Origin of the sequence: Buchnera aphidicola (Melanaphis sacchari) (assembly GCF_003096055.1) — a bacterium.
Classification (GTDB): domain Bacteria; phylum Pseudomonadota; class Gammaproteobacteria; order Enterobacterales; family Enterobacteriaceae; genus Buchnera; species Buchnera aphidicola_P.
The window spans coordinates 590195-617120 of record NZ_CP029161.1 but is presented as its reverse complement, the minus strand read 5'-3'; the positions used below and the strand labels follow the sequence as shown (position 1 = coordinate 617120).

23 protein-coding genes, 1 tRNA gene and 1 pseudogene are annotated in these 26926 nt (G+C 26.4%); 12 read left to right on the top strand and 13 right to left on the bottom strand.

What is annotated here, in order from left to right; genetic code table 11:
* Positions 1-32: 32 nt before the first annotated feature.
* The 3 genes from gyrB to dnaA form a co-directional block, all read right to left on the bottom strand.
* Positions 33-2438 carry a DNA topoisomerase (ATP-hydrolyzing) subunit B gene (gene gyrB, locus DD681_RS03015; protein ID WP_158341519.1) on the bottom strand — a complete coding sequence of 802 codons (2406 nt, stop codon included), beginning with the start codon at positions 2436-2438 and terminating at the stop codon, positions 33-35.
* 74 nt (positions 2439-2512) lie between these two features.
* Positions 2513-3613 carry a DNA polymerase III subunit beta gene (gene dnaN / locus DD681_RS03010; RefSeq protein WP_158341518.1) on the bottom strand — a complete coding sequence of 367 codons (1101 nt, stop codon included), beginning with the start codon at positions 3611-3613 and terminating at the stop codon, positions 2513-2515.
* A 4-nt stretch (positions 3614-3617) separates the two neighbouring features.
* Positions 3618-4970, bottom strand: a complete 1353-nt coding sequence (gene dnaA / locus DD681_RS03005) for a chromosomal replication initiator protein DnaA (RefSeq protein ID WP_158341517.1) — start codon at positions 4968-4970, stop codon at positions 3618-3620.
* A 393-nt stretch (positions 4971-5363) separates the two neighbouring features.
* Between dnaA and rpmH the strand changes: the two genes are divergently transcribed.
* From rpmH to mnmE, 5 genes are read left to right on the top strand one after another with little or no spacing between them, the layout of a single operon-like run.
* Positions 5364-5507: a 50S ribosomal protein L34 gene (rpmH, locus tag DD681_RS03000; RefSeq protein ID WP_158341516.1), complete on the top strand. Its 144-nt coding sequence runs from the start codon at positions 5364-5366 to the stop codon at positions 5505-5507.
* 11 nt (positions 5508-5518) lie between these two features.
* A complete protein-coding gene (rnpA, locus tag DD681_RS02995; protein ID WP_158341515.1) occupies positions 5519-5866 on the top strand; it encodes a ribonuclease P protein component in 348 nt (115 codons plus the stop codon).
* Positions 5842-6099, top strand: a complete 258-nt coding sequence (yidD, locus tag DD681_RS02990; RefSeq protein ID WP_158341514.1) for a membrane protein insertion efficiency factor YidD — start codon at positions 5842-5844, stop codon at positions 6097-6099. The genes rnpA and yidD overlap by 25 nt, the downstream gene beginning before the upstream one ends.
* Before the next feature lie 2 nt (positions 6100-6101).
* Complete coding sequence (gene yidC / locus DD681_RS02985) at positions 6102-7709, top strand: membrane protein insertase YidC (RefSeq protein ID WP_158341513.1); 1608 nt, start codon at positions 6102-6104, stop codon at positions 7707-7709.
* Positions 7710-7758: 49 nt separating this feature from the next.
* Entirely contained in the window at positions 7759-9117 is a 1359-nt protein-coding gene (gene mnmE / locus DD681_RS02980; protein WP_158341512.1) for a tRNA uridine-5-carboxymethylaminomethyl(34) synthesis GTPase MnmE, read from the top strand.
* Positions 9118-9123: 6 nt separating this feature from the next.
* On the opposite strand, the gene DD681_RS02975 is transcribed toward mnmE, so the two are convergent.
* Positions 9124-9196 (bottom strand) — tRNA-Phe (locus DD681_RS02975).
* A 248-nt stretch (positions 9197-9444) separates the two neighbouring features.
* Here DD681_RS02975 and DD681_RS02970 point away from each other — a divergent pair.
* Together DD681_RS02970 and groL are read left to right on the top strand one after the other, a co-directional pair.
* Positions 9445-9735, top strand: a complete 291-nt coding sequence (locus tag DD681_RS02970; protein ID WP_158341511.1) for a co-chaperone GroES — start codon at positions 9445-9447, stop codon at positions 9733-9735.
* Between the two features lie 52 nt (positions 9736-9787).
* Complete coding sequence (gene groL / locus DD681_RS02965; protein WP_158341510.1) at positions 9788-11434, top strand: chaperonin GroEL; 1647 nt, start codon at positions 9788-9790, stop codon at positions 11432-11434.
* Between the two features lie 82 nt (positions 11435-11516).
* Here groL and epmB read toward each other — a convergent pair whose 3' ends face one another.
* Positions 11517-12533 carry an EF-P beta-lysylation protein EpmB gene (epmB, locus tag DD681_RS02960; RefSeq protein ID WP_158341509.1) on the bottom strand — a complete coding sequence of 339 codons (1017 nt, stop codon included), beginning with the start codon at positions 12531-12533 and terminating at the stop codon, positions 11517-11519.
* 39 nt (positions 12534-12572) lie between these two features.
* On the opposite strand from epmB, the gene efp reads away from it, so the two are divergent.
* Positions 12573-13139: an elongation factor P gene (efp, locus tag DD681_RS02955; protein WP_158341508.1), complete on the top strand. Its 567-nt coding sequence runs from the start codon at positions 12573-12575 to the stop codon at positions 13137-13139.
* A 17-nt stretch (positions 13140-13156) separates the two neighbouring features.
* Here efp and dnaC read toward each other — a convergent pair whose 3' ends face one another.
* From dnaC to rsmD, 3 genes and pseudogenes are all read right to left on the bottom strand, one after another.
* Positions 13157-13897, bottom strand: a complete 741-nt coding sequence (gene dnaC, locus DD681_RS02950; RefSeq protein WP_158341507.1) for a DNA replication protein DnaC — start codon at positions 13895-13897, stop codon at positions 13157-13159.
* Positions 13897-14370 carry a DnaT-like ssDNA-binding domain-containing protein gene (locus tag DD681_RS02945; RefSeq protein WP_158341506.1) on the bottom strand — a complete coding sequence of 158 codons (474 nt, stop codon included), beginning with the start codon at positions 14368-14370 and terminating at the stop codon, positions 13897-13899. The genes dnaC and DD681_RS02945 overlap by 1 nt, the downstream gene beginning before the upstream one ends.
* Positions 14371-14414: 44 nt before the next feature.
* Positions 14415-14983 (bottom strand): annotated as a pseudogene (gene rsmD, locus DD681_RS02940) (16S rRNA (guanine(966)-N(2))-methyltransferase RsmD).
* 124 nt (positions 14984-15107) lie between these two features.
* On the opposite strand from rsmD, the gene ftsY reads away from it, so the two are divergent.
* Entirely contained in the window at positions 15108-16166 is a 1059-nt protein-coding gene (gene ftsY / locus DD681_RS02935) for a signal recognition particle-docking protein FtsY (protein ID WP_158341505.1), read from the top strand.
* Positions 16167-16319: 153 nt separating this feature from the next.
* Entirely contained in the window at positions 16320-17177 is an 858-nt protein-coding gene (gene rpoH, locus DD681_RS02930) for an RNA polymerase sigma factor RpoH (protein WP_158341504.1), read from the top strand.
* A 103-nt stretch (positions 17178-17280) separates the two neighbouring features.
* Here the strand turns inward: rpoH and glmS are convergent, their stop codons facing one another.
* Both glmS and glmU read right to left on the bottom strand, forming a co-directional pair.
* Positions 17281-19110 (bottom strand): glutamine--fructose-6-phosphate transaminase (isomerizing), encoded by a 1830-nt coding sequence (gene glmS / locus DD681_RS02925; protein WP_158341503.1) that lies wholly within the window; start codon positions 19108-19110, stop codon positions 17281-17283.
* Between the two features lie 53 nt (positions 19111-19163).
* Entirely contained in the window at positions 19164-20546 is a 1383-nt protein-coding gene (gene glmU, locus DD681_RS02920; protein ID WP_158341502.1) for a bifunctional UDP-N-acetylglucosamine diphosphorylase/glucosamine-1-phosphate N-acetyltransferase GlmU, read from the bottom strand.
* Between the two features lie 142 nt (positions 20547-20688).
* On the opposite strand from glmU, the gene DD681_RS02915 reads away from it, so the two are divergent.
* Positions 20689-21492 (top strand): Cof-type HAD-IIB family hydrolase, encoded by an 804-nt coding sequence (locus DD681_RS02915; protein ID WP_158341501.1) that lies wholly within the window; start codon positions 20689-20691, stop codon positions 21490-21492.
* 23 nt (positions 21493-21515) lie between these two features.
* On the opposite strand, the gene metR is transcribed toward DD681_RS02915, so the two are convergent.
* The gene (metR, locus tag DD681_RS02910; protein ID WP_158341500.1) at positions 21516-22427 is read right to left on the bottom strand and encodes an HTH-type transcriptional regulator MetR; all 912 of its coding nucleotides are present in this window, start codon (positions 22425-22427) and stop codon (positions 21516-21518) included.
* Between the two features lie 141 nt (positions 22428-22568).
* Here metR and metE point away from each other — a divergent pair, with 141 nt between their 5' ends.
* Positions 22569-24827 carry a 5-methyltetrahydropteroyltriglutamate--homocysteine S-methyltransferase gene (gene metE / locus DD681_RS02905; protein ID WP_158341499.1) on the top strand — a complete coding sequence of 753 codons (2259 nt, stop codon included), beginning with the start codon at positions 22569-22571 and terminating at the stop codon, positions 24825-24827.
* Positions 24828-24940: 113 nt separating this feature from the next.
* Here the strand turns inward: metE and purH are convergent, their stop codons facing one another.
* Both purH and DD681_RS02895 read right to left on the bottom strand, forming a co-directional pair.
* A complete protein-coding gene (purH, locus tag DD681_RS02900; RefSeq protein ID WP_158341498.1) occupies positions 24941-26515 on the bottom strand; it encodes a bifunctional phosphoribosylaminoimidazolecarboxamide formyltransferase/IMP cyclohydrolase in 1575 nt (524 codons plus the stop codon).
* Between the two features lie 121 nt (positions 26516-26636).
* On the bottom strand, positions 26637-26909 hold the full coding sequence (locus tag DD681_RS02895; protein ID WP_158341497.1) for an HU family DNA-binding protein: 273 nt from the start codon (positions 26907-26909) through the stop codon (positions 26637-26639).
* Positions 26910-26926 lie beyond the last annotated feature (17 nt).

Here is a 26926-nt window from a genome sequence, read left to right as displayed (position 1 = left end):
TAAGTTTTTTAAAATTAAAAAATTTAAATATTTTATATATCTATATTTTCTACTTTTAAAGCATTATTTTTTATAAATTCTCTTCTTGGTTCTACCGCGTCTCCCATAAGAGTATTAAATAAACTATCAGCAGAAATAGCATCTTTAATAGTCACTTGCAACATGTTTCTTGTTTCGGGATTCATAGTTGTTTTCCAAAGTTGATCTGGATTCATTTCTCCTAATCCCTTGTAGCGCTGGATAAATAAATTATGTTTAGATTCTTTAATCAGCCATTCCATTGTATTGTTTAGATCAGTGATTTTATAAGTTTTTTCCCCTTTTTCTATAAAGTTTTCGTCTTTTTTAAATTGAATAAATTTTTTTCCTAAAGATGTAATTAAAAAATATTCTTTACTTTTTAAAAATTTATTTTTAAAGCAATATTCAATGTAATATGTGTATTTAGATATAATTATACTTGGTTCAAAAATATTTTGATTTTCTTTGATTTTAGGTCTATAAAATGTATTGTTTTTATCTTTAATATTTAATTTTTGTACAAAATTTTCTATCCAATTTCGTACTTTTTGTTTATTTGTTAAATCATTTAAAGGTGGATGATAAATAAGTTCATTTAATATAAATTCTGGAAAGTAATGATTGTTTTTTTTTGTTAAATATTTAATTTTATTAAAAATAGATATTATTTCTTTAAATTTTTGTGTATTTTCATAAATATTTTTATTTTTTTTATTTTGTATAATTAGTCCTTTTAAAGAATTTTTAATTTGATATTTGTGCATTTCTTCGTCGTTTTGGATATATTTTTCTTCTTTTCCTTTTTTTACTTTATATAAAGGTGGTTGAGCAATATAGATATATCCTTTTTCGATCAATTCGGGTAATTGACGATAAAAAAATGTTAATAATAATGTTCGAATATGTGCCCCATCTACATCAGCATCCGTCATAATAATAATATGGTTATATCGCAATTTATCTAGATTATATTCATCGCGTCCAATTCCGCATCCTAGTGCAGTTATTAGAGACGCTACTTCTTGAGAAGATATCATCTTTTCAAATTTTGATTTTTGAACATTTAATATTTTTCCCTTTAATGGTAATATTGCTTGATTTTTTCGATTTCTTCCTTGTTTCGCTGATCCTCCTGCTGAATCTCCTTCTACTAAATAAATTTCTGATAATTTAGGGTCATTTTCTTGACAATCAGATAATTTTCCTGGTAATGATCCTAAATCTAATATATTCTTTTTTTTATTTATTTCTCTAGCACGTTTTGCTGCTTCTCTTGCTTTAGCAGAATTGATGATTTTTTGAATTATTGTTTTAGAATCAACTGGATTTTCTAAAAGATATTCAATAAGGTTTTCATTAATCAAAGATTCTATTACAGATTTTGCTTCAGATGATACTAATTTATCCTTTGTTTGGGAGGAAAATTTTGGATCGGGTATTTTTATAGAAATAATAGCAGTTAATCCCTCCCTTGTATCTTCTCCTGTAATAGTGGTCTTGCTTTTTTTATTATATCCTTCGCGTTCTATGTGTAAATTTAACGTTCTTGTTACTCCAGATCTAAATCCAGCTAAATGTGTTCCACCATCTTTTTGAGGTATATTATTAGTAAAACAATATATATTTTCTTTTTGTGAATCGTTCCATTGCATTGCAACTTCCAATTCTATTTTTTCTTTAGAAGACTTAAAATAAAAAATATGTGGATGGATAATTAATTTACTTTTATGGAGAAGTTTAACAAAAGCTCGAATGCCACCTTTATAGTGATAATGATTTTCTATTTTACTTCTTTGGTCTTTAAGATGAATCGAAATATTAGAATTAAGAAAAGATAATTCACGTAGACGTTTTGATAAAATTTCATATAGAAACTCTGTTTTATTAGTAAAAATTTTATAACTTGGCCAAAATCTTATATATGTTCCTGTTTTATTGGATGTTCCTATTTCTGATAAAGAAGTTATTGGATTTCCATTTTTATAGATTTGTTGATATTTTTTTTTATTTTTATAAATTATTAATTCTAATTTTTCTGATAAAGCATTTACTACTGATACACCTACACCGTGCAAGCCACCTGATATTTTATAAGAACAGTCATCAAATTTTCCGCCAGAATGTAATACAGTCATAATTACTTCTGCTGCCGAAATTTTTTCCTCAGGATGAATATCAATTGGAATGCCTCTTCCGTCATCTTCTATAGATACTGAATTATCTAAGTGAATAATCACTGTAATTTTTTTACAAAAGCCAGCTAATGCTTCATCAATAGAGTTATCTACGATTTCAAAAACCATATGATGCAATCCACTTCCATCATCAGTATCTCCAATATACATTCCGGGTCTTTTTCTAACAGCATCTAATCCTCTCAAAATTTTTATTTTAGAAGAATCATAATTATCTACCATGAGTTTTCCTATTAATCAGTTTTTATTTATAAAATTTTAATATAATAATTATTTTTAATAAATATTATATAATGTTAACGTTTTAATAACATTATAACGTATATATTTGAAGAATCATTTTCAGATTCAATTTGTATAGACGATTTAGATGAATTAAAAAATATTAAAATATTTTCGTCATCGATAGCGTTAAGTACATCTAATATATAATAAACATTAATTGATATTTCTATCGTATCTCCAGAATAATTGGTATTAAATGTATCTTCTGCACTTTCTTCTTCTTGATTATCTGACAAGATTTTAAACTTTTTGTTTTCAATTTTTATTTCAATTCCACAAAATTTTTCGTGTGTTAAAATAGCAGTGCGTAATAATGATTTTTTTAAAAGCGCCGTATTAGTAACAATTGGATTGTCTTTTTTTGAAAATAGAACATTATTATAGTCAGGGTATTTTCCTTCAATTAATTGACTGGTAAAAATTAGATCATTGATGTAGATTTTTATATTATTATTGCTAATAAAAATTTTTAATAATTTTTTTTTAATATTTAGTAGTCGATATAGTTCTAATACTCCCTTATTTGGCATAATAATAGAAAAAGATTTGATATCTTCTTTTATATTAGTTGATGAAACTGCTAACCGATAGCCGTCTGTTGCTATGCTTTTTAAGGTATTTCCCTTTTTTTCTAATAAAATTCCATTAAGATAGTGTCGTACGTCTTGTTTTCCCATGGAAAATGCAGTTTTTTCTATCATTGATCTTAAAGAATTTGATGAAATCTCAAAACTTAAAATACTATTACAGTCTTGATGATTTGGAAAATTATCTGCAGGTAAGGTAGTTAAAATATAATTACTATTTTCAGAAGAAATATGAATTTTATTTTTTTTTAATTGTATCTTTATTTCGGATACAGGTAACAAATTTTTACAAATATTTAACATTTTTCTTCCGGAAACAGTTATTTTTCCTGCAATATTTTTTGTAAAAATTTTAATTTTTGAAATAAGTTCTATTTCTAAATTGGTTGTAGTTAAAAACAATGTATCATTTTTAATCTCCATTAATATATTTTCTAAAATTGGAAAAGAATTATTTTTGACTAATAATCGGCTTATTTTTTTTATATTTTGAGTTAAAAGGTCATTTTTAATAGTAAATTTCATAAAATTATACCGATAAAGTTCTAATTAAGTTTGAAAAGTCTTCTTTAATATCATAATTTTCTTTGCGCAGTTGTTTAATTTTGCGGCATGCATGTAACACTGTAGTGTGATCTCTTCCACTAAAGGCGTTGCCAATTTCAGGTAGGCTGTGATTAGTTAATTCTTTTGCCATAGCCATAGCCATTTGTCGAGGGCGCGCTACGGAACGAGAGCGTCTTCTAGATAGTAAGTCTGAAACTTTAATTTTATAATATTCTGCTACTTTTTTTTGAATATTATCGATAGTAATAAGTTTTTCTTGTAATGCTAATATATCGTGAAGTGCTTCACGAACTAAATCTATAGTAATAGATCTATGAGTGAAATTGGCGTTCACAATAATACTATTAAGTGCACCTTCTAATTCACGTACGTTAGATCGCAAATGTTTAGCTATAAAAAAAGCTACTTCGTCAGGTAATTTAATATTATTTTCATCTGCTTTTTTTATTAATATCGCTACTCTTGTTTCTAATTCGGGAGGGTCAATAGCGACAGTTAAACCCCATCCGAATCTAGATTTTAAACGATCTTCAACACCAATTATTTCTTTAGGGTATCGATCGGAAGTTAAAATAATTTGTTGATTTCCTTCTAAAAGCGCATTAAATGTATGAAATAATTCTTCTTGTGAGCGTTCTTTATGTGCAAAAAATTGAATATCATCAATTAGTAGTGCATCAACAGATCGATAATATAGTTTAAATTTTTCAATTGCATTGTTTTTTAAAGCTCTTACCATATCTTGTACAAATCTTTCAGAATGCATATAAATAATTTTGATATTATATTTATATTCTAGTATTCCGTTGCCTATAGCGTGTAATAAATGAGTTTTTCCTAATCCTGTTTGTCCGTATAAAAAAAGAGGATTATAAGAATTTCCAGGATTACTAGCCACTTGAGATGCTGCTGCTCGTGCTAATTGGTTTGATTTTCCTTCTATAAAATTTTCAAAATTATGTTTTTTGTTAATATTAGAACAGTACAACGGTTTTTTAAGTATTGGTATTTGGTAGCAAATTTTTTTTTCATTTTTATTGTTTATTTTTTTTTCAAATTTTTTTTCTTTAAAGATTTGATATACTTTAAATTGTATTATGGGTGAGTTAGAACCATAAAAATCTTTTAATATTTTTTTAAAACAAATTAAATATTTATCTTTTACCCAGTCTAAAACGAATTGATTTGGAGCATATATTTCTAAGATATTATTGTTTAGTTTGGCTTTCAGAGAGCGTATCCACATACTAAACTCTGTAGATGGAAGCTCATGCTGTAACCGGTCAAGACACTGTTTCCAAAGACAAAGTAACACGGTGGACTCCAAGCGCACAAAATAAAAAAATAAAATTTAAAAAATTTTTTATTCTTTTACATAACAGATATATTTTTTGTATAAAAATTATATTTTTTATACTAAAAGTTATACAATTTAAGATTGGTGAGTATAACGTAAAGGATATAATAATATTTTATTAGATATTTTTTATCTAAAGAGGTGATTTTAAAATTTGTGTGTTATCTTTTAATAATATAAATAAAATTATCATATCAAAAAAACATTAACATTATTTTTTTAAGTAAATTTATTATTTTTTATTACAAAAATTAATGAGATAATAGTTTATAAAATATATTTTTATTAATTTTTCTATTTTATAAAATTTTGTTTATACATTACGTAAATTAAATAAAGGTAAATATTAAAATGAAACGTACTTTTCAACCATCAGTATTAAAGCGTAATCGTTCTCATGGTTTTAGAATCCGCATGGCTACTAAAAATGGTCGTTATATTTTATCACGTAGACGCGCTAAGTTAAGAACTCGTTTAACTATTTCTAGTAAATAATAAGGTTAATAATGGTGCTATTTTTTTTTAAAAAAAAACTTAGATTACTAAAATCTATTAATTTTAAATACGTTTTTGATAATCCTTGCATCCAAGATGCATGTGAAATATCTATATTAGCTCGTTCTAATTTATTAGAATATCCTCGATTAGGTCTTAGTATACCTCGCAAAAATGTTAAATACGCGTATAAACGTAATGCAATTAAACGATTAATTCGAGAAACTTTTCGTTTATCACAGCATAAATTAATTTCAATGGATTTTGTAGTAATAGCTAAAAAAAATATCATTTATTTAAAAAATAAAAAAATAATAAATGTATTGGAGAATATATGGTCAAATTATCATCAGGGATAATCTTTTTACTAACTTCTTTAATTTTAATTTATCAAAATTACATCAGTTATTTTATGCAATCACGTTGTCGTTTTTATCCTACTTGTTCTACATATATGCTATTATCTTTACGTAATTTTGGTCTTATCAAAGGTATAATTTTAACAATTCTTCGTTTGTGTAAGTGTCATCCATTTTACTTAAGTAAAGACGATTCATTGTGTCAAAAGATTAAAGATAAAAGTGAATATTAATTATGGAAGTGCAGCGTAATTTTTTTATTATTATTTTTTTACTTGCTTCTTTTTTAATTTGGAAAAGTTGGCATGTTCAGTCCAGTCCAAGTGATCAAATAGAGCGCAAGATTTATAGAGAATTAAATTCAAAAAATCATGATCGAGATAATACAAATAAAATCGTTATTCAAAACGACGTACTTCGATTAGTCGTGAATATGAATGGAGGTGATATAGAAGAAGCCAGTTTAATTAATTATAAAGATAAGCTCAATTCTTCAAATATTTTAAAATTATTAGAAACATCATCTGATTTTACTTACCAAGTACAAAGTGGTTTAATTGGTCCAGATGGTCTGGATAATTTTAATAATCATACTAGACCATTGTATGTTTCAAAAAAAAATTTTTTTAAATTAGATAAGAGTAAAAAAGAATTACGTGTTCCAATGTTTTTTTATAAAGATAATGGTGTTATTTATACAAAAACTTTTATTCTTAAGCCGAATAAATATATTCTAGAAATAGAATACACAATTCATAATCCAACTGATAAAGAATTAAAAGTAAAAATGTTTGGACAACTTAAACAAACAATTCAGTTGCCTAAAAATCGTGATATTTATAGTAGTAATTTTGCTCTTCAAACTTTTCGTGGTGCTGCTTATTCTAGTAGTAATCAAAAATATGAAAAATATACATTTGATGATATTTCAAGTAATAAAAATTTATATATTACAACAAAAGATGGTTGGATCGCTATGTTACAACAGTATTTTGCCGTCGCTTGGATTCCTGAAGTAAATACCGATTCTAATATAATTTATACTTCTTATACTAATAATAGTATTGCTACTATTGGATATAAATCTTCTTCAATTAATATTCCAGCTAATTCTCAATCTATTATTAAATCAAAAATATGGATTGGACCTGAACTTCAACAAGAAATGGCTTTAATTGCGCCTAATTTAGATTTAACGGTAGATTACGGTTATCTTTGGTTTTTATCCCAGCCATTATTTAAGTTATTGAGTGTTTTACACAACATTATAGGAAATTGGGGTTTTTCTATTATTGCAATTACTTTAATTATGCGCGCTATTACTTATCCCCTTACAAAAGCGCAATATTCTTCTATGGCAAAAATGAGAGATTTACAACCTAAAATTAATGAATTAAAAGAAATGTTTAAAAATGACAAACAGAGAATGAGTCAAGAAATGATGTTGTTGTATAAAAAAGAAAGAATTAATCCATTAGGAGGTTGCTTACCTATTTTTATTCAGATGCCTATTTTTTTATCCCTTTATTACATGTTGATTAGTTCTGTCGAATTAAGGCATGCTCCTTTTATGTTTTGGATTAAAGATTTATCAGGTCAAGATCCATATTATGTTTTACCTGTCATTATGGGATTAACTATGTTTTTTATTCAAAAAACATCTTCTAATAATGTCGCAGATCCTCTACAGCAAAAAATAATGAATTTTATGCCAATTCTTTTTACTGCATTTTTTTTATGGTTTCCGTCTGGATTAGTTTTGTATTATATTGTAAGTAATTTAGTGACTATTATACAACAAAAAATTATTTTATCTAAATTTAAAAAACAGAGTAAAAAATAATAATATTTATCAGTAAAAAATTTTGTGACTTAAAAGAAAGAAGAATTTTATGATTCAAGAAGATACTATTGTTGCTCAAGTAACTTGTCCCGGAAAAAGCGCTGTTGGAATAATAAGAGTTTCTGGTACAGAAGCTAATCAAGTAGCTATAAAAATTTTAGGAAAGATACCTCGATCCAGATATGCTACTTATTCAAAGTTTTTAGATATAAATAGGAAATTATTAGATCAAGGGATATCATTATGGTTTCCAGCACCTCATTCATTTACCGGTGAAGATGTATTAGAATTACAAGGTCATGGTAGTCCTTTAGTTATGGATTTATTAATTAAAAGTATTTTATCTATTAAAAACGTCAGAATAGCGAGACCAGGTGAATTTTGTCAACGCGCTTTTTTGAATGATAAAATTGATTTAATTCAAGCTGAAGCCATTGATGATTTAATTAATTCGGAAACAGAATTAATTAGTCGAGGCGCATTAAATACTTTACAAGGTAATTTTTCATCTTATATTAAAGAATTAATCGATAAAATTATTAAATTACGTATTGATATAGAATCAAGAATAGATTTTCCAGAAGAAAATATTAACTTTGGAATCAATGATACAATTTCTATAAAATTAGATAAGATATATAATCAATTTTTAAAAATAAGAAATTCAATAGTAGAAGGCAGTGTAATACGTGAAAGAAAAAAAGTAGTCATTGTAGGTCCTCCTAACGCTGGAAAATCTAGTTTATTAAATGTTTTATCATGTCACAATAGAGCTATAGTGACTAATATCCCGGGAACTACACGTGATATTATTCATGAAGATATTTATCTTAATGGTGTTTTATATCAAATTATTGATACTGCAGGTTTGCGTGATACAGATGATGAAATTGAAAAAATTGGGATTCAAAAAACTTGGAATGCTATTAAGAGTGTAGATCATGTTCTTTTTATTATTGATAAAACAACAAGTGTATTAGATCAAAAGAGAATGGCTACAAATTTTCAAAAAAGCATACCTTCTAATATAGAAGTTACCTTTGTTTTAAATAAAAACGATTTAGTTAAAGAGAATAGCAGAATAAAAAAAAATGGAAATCTAGTATTTATTAATATCTCTACTCTTACAGGAGAGGGTATTGATGTTTTAAAAAAACATCTTACGAAAAAAGAAACAAACAAAAATCAGGAAAGCGTTTTTGTTGCAAGAAGACGTCATCTTTATCAAATTGATTTATCTTTTCGTGAATTCTTAAAATCTTATAAAAAATGGTCAGAGCTTAAAAATATTGAATTTTTGGCTGATTCTTTAAGCTTTATAAATAAATTATTAGGAGAGATAACAGGAGAATTTACTTCAAATGATTTGTTAAATAGTATTTTTTCTACTTTTTGCATAGGGAAATAAATTTTATGCCCGGAGGCGGAATTGAACCACCGACACGGGGATTTTCAGTCCCCTGCTCTACCGACTGAGCTATCCGGGCAATTTTTTACATTAAATCATCAAATATAAAAGTTTGTCAATCTTTTTTATGAGAACTCTTCAAAATATAAATAATCTTTATAAAAATTATTGTTAATAAAAATTTTTTAATTGACATTCAAAAAGAAAAAAATATTTTTTACACTTGAAACTTTTAATAAGAATCCCTATATTTAGTACATGATCAAAAATTAAATAATAAAATATTTTTTTTGAATAGTTTAAATTATTTTATAGGAGCATTCCAATATGAAAATTCGTCCATTGCATGATCGTGTTCTTGTAAAACGTCAAGAAGCAGAATCAAAATCTGCAGGCGGTATTGTTCTTACCGGTTCCGCTGCGGCGAAGTCGACTCGTGGTACAGTTGTAGCAGTAGGTAATGGTCGTATTTTAGATAATGGTCAAGTAAAAAAATTGGACGTTAAAGTAGGTGATTTAGTTATCTTTAATGAAGGTTATGGTGCAAAAACAGAAAAAATTGATAATGAAGAATTATTAATTTTAACTGAAAGTGACATTTTAGCAATTGTTGAATAATGAACTATATGCTATATATCCGTAAAACAAATATATTTGAGGAAATGTCAAAATGGCCGCTAAAGACGTAAAATTTGGTAATGAAGCTAGAATTAAAATGCTTCGTGGAGTTAATGTATTAGCAGATGCAGTAAAAGTAACTTTAGGACCAAAAGGTAGAAATGTAGTTTTAGATAAATCTTTTGGCGCTCCTAGTATTACTAAGGATGGTGTTTCAGTAGCTCGCGAAATCGAATTAGAAGATAAATTCGAAAATATGGGAGCTCAGATGGTTAAAGAAGTTGCTTCTAAAGCTAATGATGCAGCTGGCGATGGTACTACAACTGCAACATTATTAGCTCAATCTATAGTAAATGAAGGACTTAAAGCTGTAGCTGCAGGTATGAATCCCATGGATCTTAAAAGAGGGATTGATAAAGCTGTTATTAGTGCTGTAGAAGAATTAAAAAATTTATCTGTACCTTGTTCTGATTCAACAGCTATTACACAGGTAGGTACTATTTCTGCAAATGCTGATGAAAAAGTTGGCTCTTTAATTGCAGAAGCTATGGAGAAAGTAGGCAATGACGGAGTTATTACAGTAGAAGAAGGAACGGGTTTACAAAATGAACTTGAAGTTGTAAAGGGTATGCAGTTTGATCGTGGATATTTATCACCTTATTTTATTAACAAACCAGAAACAGGTATTGTTGAATTAGAAAATCCATATATTTTAATGGCTGACAAGAAAATATCTAATGTGCGTGAAATATTGCCGATATTAGAATCTGTAGCAAAATCTGGAAAACCTTTATTAATAATATCAGAGGATTTAGAAGGAGAAGCTTTAGCGACATTAGTAGTTAATTCTATGCGCGGTATTGTAAAAGTTGCTGCTGTGAAAGCCCCTGGATTTGGTGATAGACGTAAAGCGATGTTGCAAGATATTTCCATATTAACTGGTGGTTCTGTAATATCTGAAGAATTAGCTATGGATTTAGAAAAGTCTACATTAGAAGATTTAGGACAAGCAAAGAGAGTAGTAATCAATAAAGATACGACAACTATAATTGGCGGCTCTGGTGAGAAGCATGCTATTCAAAGTCGTGTTAGTCAAATTCGTCAAGAAATTCAAGAAGCTACTTCTGATTATGATAAAGAAAAATTAAATGAACGTTTAGCAAAATTATCAGGTGGAGTTGCCGTTCTTAAAGTAGGTGCGGCTACAGAAGTAGAAATGAAAGAGAAAAAAGCTCGTGTTGAAGATGCTTTACACGCAACTCGTGCTGCTGTAGAAGAAGGTGTTGTTGCTGGTGGCGGTGTTGCATTAGTTCGAGTAGCAGGAAAAATATCTAATTTACGTGGTCAAAACGAAGATCAAAACGTTGGTATTAGAGTAGCTCTGCGTGCAATGGAAGCTCCATTACGTCAAATTGTTTCAAATTCAGGTGAAGAACCTTCTGTAGTTACTAATAATGTAAAAGATGGAAAAGGTAATTACGGTTATAATGCTGCTACTGATCAGTACGGTGATATGATTAACTTTGGTATATTAGATCCTACAAAAGTAACTAGATCTGCTTTGCAATATGCTGCGTCTGTTGCTGGCTTAATGATTACTACAGAATGTATGGTAACTGATTTACCAAAAGAAGATAAATCTTCTGAAATGGGCTCAGCTCCTACTGGTGGCATGGGTGGTATGGGCGGTATGATGTAAGATTTTTTAGTTAACGAGTCCTTTTTTAAATTAATTTAAAGATATCTTTCCTCAGATTTTTTATGAGGAAAGATTTTTAATATTAACTTATAATAATTTTACTTTTTTTAGATCCATTATCAAAAGCTAGTCTTGGAACTAAAAATCCAGACATCATTTTTTTCAAATTTAACATAATATTTTTTGCTTTTTTATTGGATACAAAAAAATGTGACGTTCCTATAACTTTATCTAAAGTATGCAAGTAATATGGAATAATATTATTTTTAAATAATTTTTCGCTGAGATTTGCTAAAACATTTGCGCTATCATTAATATTTTTTAATAAAACGCTTTGATTAAATAAAATTACATTTGATTGTTTAAGTTTTAACAAATTTTTTTTTAAATCTTCATTTATTTCTTGAGGATGATTAATATGAGTAACTAAAATAATTTTTAAGATACTATCTTTAAAAATTTTACAAAGAGTTGAAGTAATTCGGTTAGGTATAACAACAGGTAATCTAGTATGTATTCTCAATCTTTTTATATGTTTAATTTTTGATAACAAAGTAATAATCCATAATAATTCATGATCTTGAGCCATTAATGGATCTCCACCGGAAAAAATTACTTCATTTAAATTTTTATTATCATGTATATAATTAATAATTTGAATCCAATTTTTTTTATTTCCTTGATTTTGTGCGTATGGAAAATTTTTTCTAAAGCAGTATCTGCAATGAACAGCACAACTTGTTTTTAAAATCCATAATACTCGATCATTGTATTTATGTATTAATCCAGGTAATACAATATTATTTTTATCTTGAACTGGATCCTCATTAAATTTTAAATTATTTAATAATTCTTGGTTTCTTATAATAACTTGTAATAGTAATGGATCTTTAGGATCATTTTTTTTCATTCTTTTGGCAAAAGAATAAGGTACTCGAAATAGAAAAAATTTTTTAGATTTAACGGTGCTAAAATTTTTTGGGTATTTTTTTAAATTTAGGTATTCTAATAGTTTTTTAGGATCAGTAATAGCGTTAGACATTTCGTACAACCAATTTTCTTTTTTTTTAATTAACTCTTTTATCTCTTGATGTTTCATACGTTTATTAAAATATATATTTATTAATTTGAGGTATTCATGAAAGTATATCATAGTAATAATTTTAGATCAGGACGTAAAATTATTTTTGAAAAAGAACCTTGTTTAATAGAATCAAGTGAATTTGTCAAACCCGGAAAAGGACAATCTTTTGTTCGTGTTAAAATTAGAAAATTATTAACAAGGCAGTTAATAGAAAAAACATTTAAATCTACAGACTCATTAGAAATAGCTGACGTATCAGAGTATACGTTATCTTACTTGTATAATGACGGGAATTTTTGGTATTTTATTAATAATAAAACTTTTGAAGAATTATCAGTAGAAAAGAAAGTTATTGGTGTAAATAAAAAGTGGTTATTAGAGCAAGATACATGTTCTATTACTTTTTGGAATAACATTCCCATTTTTATCACACCAAAAATTTTTGTAGAGCTTAAAGTTATAGATACTGAAGTAGTTTTTAAAAGTGATACAGCAAATGCATCCAATAAATTAGCTAAATTGAGTACTGGTGCAATAGTTAAAGTGCCATTGTTTGTACAAATTGGATCGATTATTAGAGTAGACACCCGATCTGGGGATTATGTATCTAGAATTAAATAAAATTTTTACTTTTATAATTAATATTCGTTTCCTTTGATATGCTGTCTATAACTATCCCATTCAAAAGTTAGCCATAAACTATTTCCTAGGCGCATTCTATCAATAACTCGTTCTCCCAATAAATTTTTCATTCCTTTGTGATCCAGATTAGATAACATTCCAGTAGATCTTTTAGAAGATGATCTTCTGTCTACTATTTGATTAATAATAACTTTTTCGTACCTTGATTCGGTCTGCATGCCAATTTCATCAATCATAAGCAAATCAACACTGCTAAGATTATGTAGTAAATTTTCTTCAGTAATGTTACTAGTTCCGCTAAATGTACCTTTCATATTTGACATTAAATCCGCTACTGTAACGATTAAAATACTTTTTCCGTGAAGAATCAAATAATTTCCTATAGCTGATGCTAAATGATTTTTTCCAGTTCCGGGTCTTCCGGAAAAAATAAAACTTGCAATATTTTCATGAAATGTTTCAGCGTATCTTTTAGCTGCTTTTAAAACCCTTTTTTGTCCATCATGTTCAATTTTATAATTTTCAAATGAACAATTCATATATAATTCGCGAATTCCTGATCGACCTAAAACACGTTGCATTTTCATAGCTTTATTTTCGCGTAATATCGATTCAGAAGATAATCTTCCCTGTTCTTGATTCCAGGCTAATAAATCTTGATCATTCTGAAATTTAGGTTTGATATGATTAGGCATAATGCGTTGAAGTTTTTTAAAAAATTCATTATAAAATGTCATTATTTACCTCTAAAACCATCAGGTATTTTTTTATCTGGTATCGGTATATAAGTAATATCCCTTTTTTGTTTTTCTACTTTAATAAATCGACTTTTTTGTAAACTTCTAGCTAATTTCTGTTGCCACTGGATATGATGAAAGAAACATCCTTCTGCTTTCCAATATGCAATAAAAGCATTTAATTCATATTTTGTAGGTTTTTTATCTAATATTATACCCCATAGTGCTGATTTTTGAATAAAGTCTTTATCAGGGTACCAATGAGTATGCATTTTGAATTTTTGTTCTATTTTATTTTTTTGATTATATTCTAGATCAAATAAATTTTTTAAAAATTCTGGAGTCATTGCATAAAATAATGTTTTTTTATTTTTTGATACAGAAATAATACCATTATTTGATGATTTTATAAAATTTATTGGTTTTTTACAAAATAGTTCTAGTGTTGTATTTACTGAAACTAAAATTTTCATTAATATTTGATCTCATTTTTTAAATAATTTTAAATTAATATTTTTTATTCATTAAAAATATATAGGTAACATTCTAATTGATTAGTAATTTTTTTTTTATATAAAATCCAGTTATATGGTATATTTAATGATTTTTTTTTCTCTTTTTCGATATAAATAAACGAATTTTTTTTGATCCATTTATTTTTTAATAACAAAATAGTTTTATTTGTTAAATCTTGATAATATGGTGGATCTATAAAGATTATATCATATGGAGTTCCATTTTTTTTCAGCCAATATAAAGTATTTGTATGTATAATTTCTAAATTAGATATATTTAATTTTTTTATGTTTTTTTTTAATGTAATTATTGTTTTTTTTTTATTTCTAGAAATGTTACAAAGGAAGCGTATCGAGATATAGCCTCTATTCCTAATGCGCCGCTTCCCGAAAAACAATCAAGACAGCGGGCATTTTTAATTTTTTGAGATAACCAACTAAAAAGAGTTTCGCGTATTCGATTAGTCGTTGGGCGTATTTTTAAATTATTTTTAAAAGATAATTTTTGCCCTTTTAATTTTCCAGAAATAATATAAATTTTTCCGTTTTTTTTAAAAAAAGAATTGTGCATTTTATTAATTTTTTATATTAGTAATATAATTGATTTTATTATTAAATAATATTTAAATAAATATTTAATTTATAATTTTAAAGAGAATTTTAACAATTAATTGTTTTTTTATGGAATTTATAAAATGAGTAATAAAAAAAGCTTTTTTTCTTGGATAAATTTCGGTAAAAATAAAGAAAATCAAAAAAAAAATCTAGATGGAGATAAAATTTTTCAAGAAAATCGTCAAATAGTTTCTACTAAAAAAGATAATATTACTACAAAAAAAAAATTTTTTTTAAAATTAAAAGAAGGTTTGATAAAAACTAAAAAATTTTTTGGAAATAGCATAGATCGTATTTTTTTATCAAAGAAAATAGATGATGCTCTCTTCGAAGAGTTAGAAGAGACTATGATTCTTTCTGATATCAGTATAAGCACTACAGATAAAATTATTAAAGATTTAATTAATGATGCTCATCGCAAGGAATTAAAAGATTCTAAAAAAGTATATTTTCTTTTAAAACAAAAAATGTACTCTATTTTAAAAAAAGTAGAAGTTCCTTTAAATGTTATAAATGAATTTCCTTTTGTTATACTTGTGGTAGGAGTAAATGGAACAGGAAAAACCACTACAATTTCTAAGTTAGCTAAAAGGTATAAATTACAAGGAAAATCTGTAATGCTTGCTGCATCAGATACGTTTAGAGCCGCTGGAATAGAACAATTGCAAACATTAGGCGCAATGAATAATATTCCAGTAATAGCTCAAACTTTAGGATCTGATCCTGCAGCAGTAGCTTTTGACGCATTAAAATCAGCAATGTCAAAAAAAATAGATATTTTAATCATTGATACAGCTGGAAGATTACACAATAAGTTGTATTTGGTTGAAGAGTTAAAAAAAATTGTTCGTGTCATTAAGAAATTAAATCCCTGTGCACCACATGAAAAGATATTAACTATTGATGCATGTAATGGTCAAAATACAATTAAACAAACAGAAAAATTTCATGAAGCATTAAATTTAACTGGTCTCATTATAACTAAGCTTGATGGTACAGCAAAAGGTGGCGTTATTTTTACGTTGGCTGATCAATTCTTAATTCCTATTCGTTATATTGGTATTGGCGAAAAAGCAGATGATTTAATCGTATTTGATAGCAATAGTTTTATTCAATCAATTTTTTGTAGTCAAAAATAATATTTTTATTTTGAAAGTAAAGAGATTAATGAAAATTTTCATTGAAAATAATGTTTATATAAAATTTTGATTTTAATGTTTAATTCAAGTATGATATAAAAATCCCACATCTTTATAATTCATTAAATATATTTTATTAATGCTGGAATAAAAATGATTAATAAAGTGCAGATTTTGTCTGTAACTTCGCCGGGAAACTTAGATTCATATATTAGAATCGCTAATTTATGGCCAATGCTTTCTCTTGAAGAAGAAAAATCCTTAACTAAGCGCTTGCGTTATAGCGGTGATTTGGATGCCGCAAAAACTTTGATTCTTTCTCATCTTCGTTTCGTTATTCATATTTCACGCAATTATTCAGGTTATGGTCTCCTTCAGGCGGATTTAATACAAGAAGGTAATATAGGGTTAATGAAAGCAGTGCGAAGATTTAATCCCGAAATAGGAGTGCGTCTTGTATCTTTTGCGGTGCATTGGATTAAATCTGAAATACATGAATATGTATTACGTAATTGGCGTATTGTAAAAGTAGCCACAACTAAAGCACAAAGAAAGTTATTTTTTAATTTAAGAAAAAATAAAAAAAGATTAGGTTGGTTTAATGAAGACGAAATTAAAATAGTTGCACAAGAATTAGGAGTGAGCAATGAAGATGTTAGAGAAATGGAATCTCGAATGTCAGCGCAAGACGTAATTTTTAGTCCATTTCCAGAAGAAGATTTAAAAAATGGAAAAAATAATACAAACATGCCTTATCTACAAGATAAAACTTCTAATTTTGCTCATGGCTTAGAAAAAGATGATTGGGATAAACATACCACAAGCAAATTAAGCAATGCTTTATTAAGATTAGATACTAGGAGTCGAGATATTATTCATGCTCGTTGGCTAGATAATAATAAAAAAAATACTCTACAAAAAATTGCAAGTAATTATGGAATTTCTGCAGAACGTGTTCGTCAGTTAGAAAAAAATGCTATGAAAAAATTAAAAAGAGCTATAGAAAATTAATTTTTTATATAGAGTATGAGATTAAGTTTTTAAATTGAAAACTCATACTCTTTTTAATAAATATTTTACCTTTATATTAATTTCTTTGAAATAATTAAAAAATTTATTCTACTGTAACAGATTTTGCAAGATTTCTAGGTTGATCAATATTTTTTCCTTTTTTTAGTGCTATGTAATAGGAAAATAGTTGTAACGGCACTATATAAAGGATAGGAGCAATAATTTCTTCAATATACGGTATTTTAATAAAATTTATATTGTTTTCTAAATTTACTTCTTTGTCTGAAAGAACATAAATTTTTCCTTCTCTTGCAGATATTTCTTGAATACTTTTTTTTGTTTTTTCAATTAACGAATCATTTGGAGCTATGATAATAACAGGCATATTTTTATCAATCAATGCTAAAGGGCCGTGTTTTAGTTCACCTGATGGATACGCTTCAGCGTGAATATAAGAGATTTCTTTGACTTTTAGAGCACCTTCCAAAGCAATAGGATATTGACTTCCTCGACCTAAAAATAGTATGTTTTTTTTACGATATAAATTATTAGCTACTTTTTCTATTAATGTATTTTTTTTAAAAATTTTTTTAATTTTGCTAGGTAAGTAATGTAAACTTTTTACAATTTTTTTTGCAATCATAATGTTTTTTCTTTTTAAATGCATTATTTTTGTTATCAACATTAATAAGACAGTTAATTGCGCAGTAAATGATTTTGTTGATGCAACACCTATTTCTATGCCTGCTTCTGTTGATAGGCAACAATCAGATTCTTTAACTAATGATGATCCTTTCATATTACATATAGTAAGATTGCCTAAATATCCTAGTTTTTTAGATATTCTCAAAGCTTCTAATGTATCAGCAGTCTCTCCAGATTGTGATAAAGTAATAAAGAAACTATTTTTTCTTATTGCGAGTTTTCTTGAAGAAAACTCGGAAGCTATTTCAACATCACATGGAATGTCGGCAAGAGATTCAAACCAATACTTGGATACTAAAGCTGCATGATAGGAAGTGCCACAAGCGACTATTTGAATATGTTCTGCTTTTAAAAATAAATTTTCTTCTTTTGGACTTAATTCTGAAAAATGTATAGTTTTATCTTCTTTTATACGGTTGTTTAAAGTTTTTTGAATAGATAAAGGTTGTTCATATATTTCTTTTTCCATATAATGTTTATATTTTCCTTTACTTACAGATTTATATTTTACATTAGACTTAATTTCATCTCTTTCAATTATGACTCCGTCTTTATTGAAAATATTAACTTTTTTTGCTTTTACTATTGCTATGTCACCTTCTTCTAAATATATAAAACGTTTTGTAGAACTTAGTAATGCAATTTGATCAGAAGCTATAAAGTTTTCTTTTATGCCTAATCCAATCACTAAAGGACTGCCAGAACGGACTGCTATTAGTTTAGATGCATTTTTAGCATCCATGACGACCATACTATAATTGCCATTCAATTGTAATATACTTTTTTGAACTGTTTTTAAAAGAGAGAGACCTTTTTTACTTTGTTCTAAATGCAATAAATGAGCAATAACTTCAGTGTCTGTATCAGAATTAAATGTATATCCTTTTTTTTCTAATAAAATTCTTAATTTTGAACTATTTTCAATAATTCCATTATGAACAACGACAATATTCGAAGAAATATGAGGATGCGTATTTTCTTTGGAAATTTTCCCATGTGTAGCCCATCTAGTATGAGCAAATCCAATATTTCCAAATAATTTTTTTTTCTTTACTTTTTTAGAGAGTACGTTAACTTTTCCGACGCATCGAATTCGGACAATATCACTATTTTTATTTATTACTGCCAATCCTGATGAATCGTATCCTCGATATTCTAACTTTTTGATACTTTGTAGAAGAAAATTAATTATATTGCGTTTTGTTACTGCAGCAACAATGCCACACATATAGGCATACCTTTTAAATTTATTAAATATTTTATAAGTATTAATAATTTGAATTAATCAGTAGATTTTTTATTTTTATTTGATCTAGTCCAGTTTATTTTACATTTTTGTATTTTTTTATTATAAACTAAACAGGGAATATTAATATTTTTAGTTAAAGTAGTTCCTGCTGCAATAGTTGTATTATTTGTAATTTTAATAGGCGCCACTAGTTGTGTGTTAGAGCCAATAAAAACATTATCACCAATAGTAGTTTTAAATTTATTTTTACCATCGTAATTACATGTTATGCTACCTGCTCCAATATTAACTCGAGCACCAATTTCAGCATTTCCAATATAACTAAGATGTTTTATCTTAGATGATTTTTTGATATTACTGTCTTTTATTTCAACAAAATTACCTATTTCTACTTCATCGCTCAATATTGTTTTAGGTCTTAAATGCGCAAAAGGTCCGATAATGCAATTTTTACCTATTTGAACGTTATCTAGAATTGTATATTCTTTAATATGTGTATTATCATTAATAAAGCTATTTTTAATAATACACCCTGTTCCAATTTTAATATTATCTCCTAAAAAAATATTTCCTTCTAATACTACACCGCTTTCTATTTCTACATTTTTTCCATGCTTTAAATTACCGCGTAGAGTAAAATTATATGGATTTTTTAATGTAATTCCATTAATAAGTAATTTTTTAATTTTTTCTTTTTGTAATATTTCTTCTAAAATAGATAGTTGCAATTTGTTATTAATTCCTAATATTTCTTTAGTTTTTATAGTTTTTACAGATTTAATATTTGCACCTTCTAAATAAGCAATATGAACAATATCAGTTGCATATAATTCCTTTTGAATATTCTTATCATTTATTTTTTTTAGCCATTTTTTTAAATTTTTTGCATTTGCTATAAATGTTCCAGAATATACTTCTTTAATTTTTTTTTCATAAAAATTTGCATTTTTTTCTTCTATAATACTGATAATTTTTTTGTTTTTTCTTAAAACTCTACCATATCCATTAGGATTGTCTAGATAAGATGTCAACAAAGTAATTTTTGATTTTTTTTTATATTTTATTAACTTTTTTACTGATTCAGCTGAAATAAAAGGCATATCTCCATATAAAACAATTATATATTCATCGTCTAAAAATTTTTTTGATGCAGTCAGTATAGCGCCTCCAGTTCCATTTTGTTTTTTTTGAATAACATAGTTTATTGATTTTTCTTGAATATTAGATGAAATAATTTTTTTTTCGAAATTATCAACTAATATTATTTTTTTGGGATTAATCGACTTAGCTGTATTTATAACATATTCTAAAATGGTTTTATCGCCTAATTTATGTAATACTTTAGGAAAATTTGATTTCATTCTACTTCCTTTTCCAGCTGCAAGTATTACTATAGTAGTATCTCTTTTTAACATGTGTATTTCCTTGACATTGCTTTTTTATGTTTTATTGATAATAAAAAATTGTTACAATGTATAAAATATACATTTTATTTGTAATTATTATATTTTTAAATATATTTAGATATAATAAATATTATATTTTATTAAGGTTTTTATGTATAAAATAATCGCAGTAGATTTAGATGGAACTCTACTTTCTCCAGACAATAAAATTACTACGTATACTCAAAAAGTTATTAATTTGCTAATAAAAAGAAATATTTATTTTATTTTTGCTTCTGGCCGTCATTATGCTGATTTAATAAATATCAAAAATAGCTTAAAAATAAAATTTTTTATTATTAGTTCTAATGGAGCTAGAATTTATGATTTAAATAATAAATTAATTTTTCAAAATTATTTAGATGAAGATATTGCTCGAACGCTTTGTGAAATAGGATATTTTAATCCTAGTATTATTACTCAGATATATCGTAAAAATCGGTGGTATATAAATAATAATAAATTAGATAATAATTTTTGTCCTACTTTGTCATCTTTAAAATACAATTTTTTTTCTTTGAATAATTTACAATTAAATAAAATTAGTAAAATTTTTTTTACAAGTAAAAATTTTTTAGAATTAAATAATCTTGAAAAAGAAATTATTAAACGCTTAGGTGTTAAAATTAATATTAATTTTTCTCTTCCAGGTTGTTTAGAAGTAACATCAAGAAAAGCTTCTAAAGGTCATGGATTAAAGTTAATATCTAGTATTTTGGGAATTTCTTTAAAAAAATTTATTGCTATTGGAGATGGAATGAATGATCAAGACATGCTTAGCATTGTTGGAAAATCATGCATTATGGAAAATGCAGATCCTAATTTAAAGAAATCTTTGCCTCATTCTGAGATTATTGGAAGTAATAAAAATGATGGTGTTGCAGTTTTTTTAAAGAGAATTTTTTTGGAAAAATAAATTTATTTTTATAAAATTTTATTTTAAATGCGTAATTTATTTCGAATAAAGTTTAAGTGAGAAAAAGCATGCGAGTGTATAGAATTAATAAAACTTTTTATAATAATTTCTTTTTGTTCACCATTCCTTGTAGCAGCATATAAACGTTTCCATAATCCGTTTCCTATTTTTTTTGTAATAATCAAACCTTGTTTTTCAAAGTTGTCAACTGCCCAATGAGGTAATGCAGCAACTCCCATTTGTGCGGATACCATTTGGATTAAAAGAGAGGTATTATGTACATTTTTGAAAACTGGTATGATGCCAGCTGGTTTTAGAAATAATTTCCATATATCTAATCTATTGCGTGGTATAGGATATGTCATTAATATTTCAGATGATAAATCTCCTGGAGTAATTTTTTTCTTTTTTTTTACTAAGGGATGATTAGGTGATAAAATCAGGCGTACCTCAAAATCAAATATAGGTGCGTAAAATATATTACTTTTAGGCAATACCTCTGAAGTTAAAACAACATCTAGTTCGCCTTGTTGAAGATATGGTTGAGGGCTAAATATCATATCAGAATAAAAATCTATTTTTATTTTTGGCCATTTTTTTTGAAATTTTCTAAGAGCTGGTGTGAACCACTGAATACAACTATGACATTCAATAGCTAATTTGATAGTTTTTAGAGGAGATTTTTTGCAATTTTTTATTGCTTTTTGAATTTTTGGCAATATTTCTTTTGATAGTTGAAGTAAAATTTTTCCTTGAACTGTAAATTTTATTGGATTAGTTTTTCTGATAAATAGTTTAAAACCTAATTTTTTTTCTAATTTATTAAATTGATGCGAAATAGCTGATTGTGTTTGATGTAATTCAATTGCTGTAAGATTAATTGAACCAGTATTTTTTAATGTTTGTAATATTTGAAGATGTTTTAAGTTTATCATGATATTATTTCATGTTTATAATGAATTATTTGAGCTTGCGAATTCGACTAAATAGAAGAATTATAAAGCATATAATTAAATTAGATCAATTATAGAATATTTATTGATTAAATCGCAAATAATATAATTAAGGTGTAATTAATGATTATTTCAAATCATACGCTTGGATTTCCAAGAATTGGTTTAAACCGTGAGTTAAAAAAAGCTCAAGAAGCTTATTGGTCTGGGAACATTACGAAAGAAGATCTTCTGTCTACAGGATCAGAGTTAAGGAAAAATCATTGGGAAATACAAAAAAATGCAGGAATTGATTATATACCAGTAGGAGATTTTTCCTGGTATGATCATGTGTTAAATATTAGTATGATGTTAGGGAATATACCAGATAGACATTTGAATCCAGATAAATCTATTGATTTAGATTGTTTGTTTCGTGTAGCTCGAGGTAATTCTCCAAACATATCTGCTTCAGAAATGACTAAATGGTTTAATACTAATTATCATTATATTGTCCCAGAATTTGATAAAAAAAAAGCATTAAATTTTTCTTGGAAACAGATTTTAGATGAAACAGATGAGGCGCTATCATTAGGTTATAAAGTAAAACCTATATTATTAGGTCCTATTACTTATCTTTGGTTAGGCAAAGTTAAAGGTAAATATTTTGATCGTCTGGAAATGCTAGAAAAAATATTACCAATATATAAATATGTTTTAAATGAATTATCTAAACGTGATATTGAGTTTGTTCAGGTTGATGAACCTGCTTTGGTTTTAGATCTTCCTGAGCGTTGGAAAAAATCTTATTTATATGCTTATGATTATTTACATGGATCTTCGAAGATATTATTAGCTACATATTTTGACAATATTAAGCACAATATAGAATTTATTCGAAATTTACCAATATACGGAATTCATATTGACTTAATTTTTGGAAAATATGATTTATTTTCTTTTAACTCTACGTTACCTAAAGATTGGATTTTATCTTTAGGAATAGTAAATGGCCGGAATATTTGGAAATCTAACTTATTAAAATGGTTTAAAACTATTTCTACAATTTTACCATTTCGAAAAAAAATATTAATTGGTTCTTCATGTTCTTTATTACATTGTCCAATTGATTTAGATGCAGAAAAAAATTTAAGTGAAGATGTTAAAAAATGGTTTTCTTTTGCTGTTCAAAAGTGTCAAGAATTATCTTTATTATCAAATGCATTAAATCAAAATAATACTACTTTTATCGAAAAATGGTCTTTACCAATGTACGATCGTACCTTTTCTAATAAAGTACATAATCCAAAAGTACAAAAACGTTTATCTAAAATATTTAATAAAACTTTTAAACGCATTGATTCTTATAATATTCGCTCTAAAGAACAAAAAAAGAAATTTAATTTACCATTTTTTCCAACAACTACTATCGGATCATTTCCTCAAACTCAATCGATAAGAAAATTAAGAAGACATTATAAAGAAGGATTAGTAAGTTATAAGGAGTATGAGAAAGGTATTAAAGAAAATATTAAAGAAGTAGTTAAGTTTCAAGAAAAATTAGATATAGATGTTCTTGTCCATGGAGAGGCTGAAAGAAATGATATGGTAGAGTATTTTGGTGAAAATTTAGAAGGATTTGTATTTACTGATAATGGTTGGGTGCAAAGTTATGGGTCTCGTTGTGTAAAACCTCCTATTATTATTGGTGATATTAGTCGACCAAAACCTATAACAGTAAAATGGTCTAAATATGCTCAATCGTTAACTAATAAACCTATGAAAGGAATGTTAACCGGTCCGGTTACAATTTTATTTTGGTCTTTTCCTAGAGAAGATATTTCTTTAGAAAAAATTGCAATGCAAATTGCATTAGTTCTTAACGATGAAGTTTTAGATTTAGAAAAAGAAAAAATAGAGATTATTCAAATTGATGAGCCTGCTTTAAGAGAAGGTTTACCTTTACGAAAAAGTTTATGGGATAAATATTTATCTTGGGCTGTTAACTCTTTCCGATTAAGTTCTTATGGTGTTAAAAATACCACTCAAATTCATACACATATGTGTTATTGTGAATTTAATGATATTATGAGTTCTATTGCTTTACTAGATGCTGATGTCATTACAATAGAAACTGCTCGTTCGGATATGGAGCTGTTACAAGCATTTAAAGATTTTAAATATCCAAATGAAGTTGGCCCTGGAGTATATGATATTCATTCACCTAATATACCAGATATTAATTCAATTAGCATTTTATTACATAAAGCTATTAACTATATTCCATTAGATCGTATTTGGATTAATCCAGATTGTGGATTAAAAACAAGAAATTGGATAGAGACAGAATTAGCGTTAAAAAATATGGTTCAAGTAGCTAAAAGTATGAGAACTAAAATTTAGTTTATTTTTTCAAAAATTTAAATCATCTTTTAGATTATTTTCATTTTTACTGCGGAAAATCTAAATGATGATTTAAACAATTGTTTATTTTTTAAATGTTAAATGTTTTTAAATTAATGTTTGAAATGTCTTTTATTTGTAAAAATCATTGCAATTTTATATTCATTAGCTGCCTGAATGATTTCTTGGTCATTAATAGAACCTCCAGGTTGAATGATACAATTAATTCCAATAGAAGCTGCACTATCGATTCCATCTCGAAAAGGGAAAAAAGCATCAGAAGCCATAACTGCTCCAATAGTATTTTTTTTTCTATTTTTTGCTTTAAAATTTGCTAAATTAGTTGCATCAATTCTACTTGTTTGTCCCGCACCTATACTTATTGTAGTTTGATTTAAACCATATACGATTGCGTTAGATTTGACAAATTTAGAGACTTTCCAGCAAAATATTGCGTCTTTTAATTCTTTTGATGTAGGTATTCTTTTTGTTACAAAAGAAAATTTTTTTAAATTTATTTCGCTATGGTCATATTCTTGAATAAGCATTCCATTAGTTATTCGTTTAAAATCTAATTCTTTATTTATTTTTTTTATTTTTCCGCAAGTTAGTATTCTTATATTTGGTTTCTTTTCTAATTCTTTTAATGCATCAATATTTATTTTCGGCGCTATAATTACTTCAACAAATTGTTTTTTAATAATTTCTTGAGTAGTTAGAAAGTCCAAAGTATCGTTGAAAGCAATAATTCCTCCAAATGATGAAACTGGATCAGCATTATATGCAGAGAGATATGATTCAAAAATTGAATTTCCTTCAGAAACTCCACAAGGATTTCCGTGTTTAACAATAACACATGCTGGATTAAAAAATTCTTTTACGCATTCTAGAGCTATGTCAGCATCAGATACATTATTATAAGATAAATTTTTTCCTTGTTGTTGATAAGATGAACTTATTGTTCCTGATTGTAATATACTTTTATTTACATAAAAAGATGATTTTTGATGTTGATTTTCTCCATATCTTAAGTTTTGTTTTTTTATAAAATTCAATTTAATTTCATTTGGAAATATGTCGTCTTTTAATTTTTTTTGAAAATTTGTCATCTTTGTAAAATAATTTGAAATTATTTTTTCGTAATTTGAGGTATATTCAAAAGCTTTTTTAGCTAAAAAAAATCTTTTTTTTATACACATTTGATCATTTTTAATGGCATCAGTTATCAATTCTAAATCTGATAAGTCTACCAAAACTATTACATTTTTATAATTTTTTGCAGCAGCACGAACAAGTGTAGGTCCTCCGATGTCAATATTTTCAATAATTTCGTCAATATTATTTTTTTCCTTTTTTATTTTTTCAAATGGATAAAAATTAACAATAACTATATCTATTTCTGATAAGTTATATAACATCATTGTTTTTTGATCTTTTTCTCTTCTACTTAAAATGCCCGCCATTATTTTTGGGTGCAATGTTTTTAAGCGTCCGTTCATTATTTCAGGAAAATTTACGTAATCTGATATTCGAATAATAGGTATATTATTTTTTTTTAAAAAATTTCCCGTTCCATTCGTGGTGAGTAAATTAATTTTCCTAGCTAATAATATTTTTGCTATTTTTAAAAGATTTTTCTTATCAGATACGCTAATTAAAGCATTTTTTATATTTTTTTTAAATGACATAATTTTTTTCTTTTTTAAAGCGATTGTTTCTCAAATTAATTAGATATTAGGATTTTTGATATTAAATGTTTTTTTAGACAGGGGCATAATTGCCCCTTAATAATATATTTATTATATGACTCTATTTAATTGCGTTTTTTAATGTTTTACCGGATATAAAACTAGGAACTTTTGTGGCGGGGATGACTATTTCTTTTCCTGTTTGAGGATTTCTTCCTGTACGCGAAGCTCTTAGGTTTACTTTAAATGTTCCGAATCCCACTATTTGCACAGATTCACCATTTTTTAAAGATTCAATAATTGCTGCTAATGTTGTTTCTAAAGTAGATTTTACTTGTATTTTAGATAAATTAGATTTTTTAGAAATAATGTTAATTAATTGAGTTTTGTTCATTATTTTTTCCTTTGTTT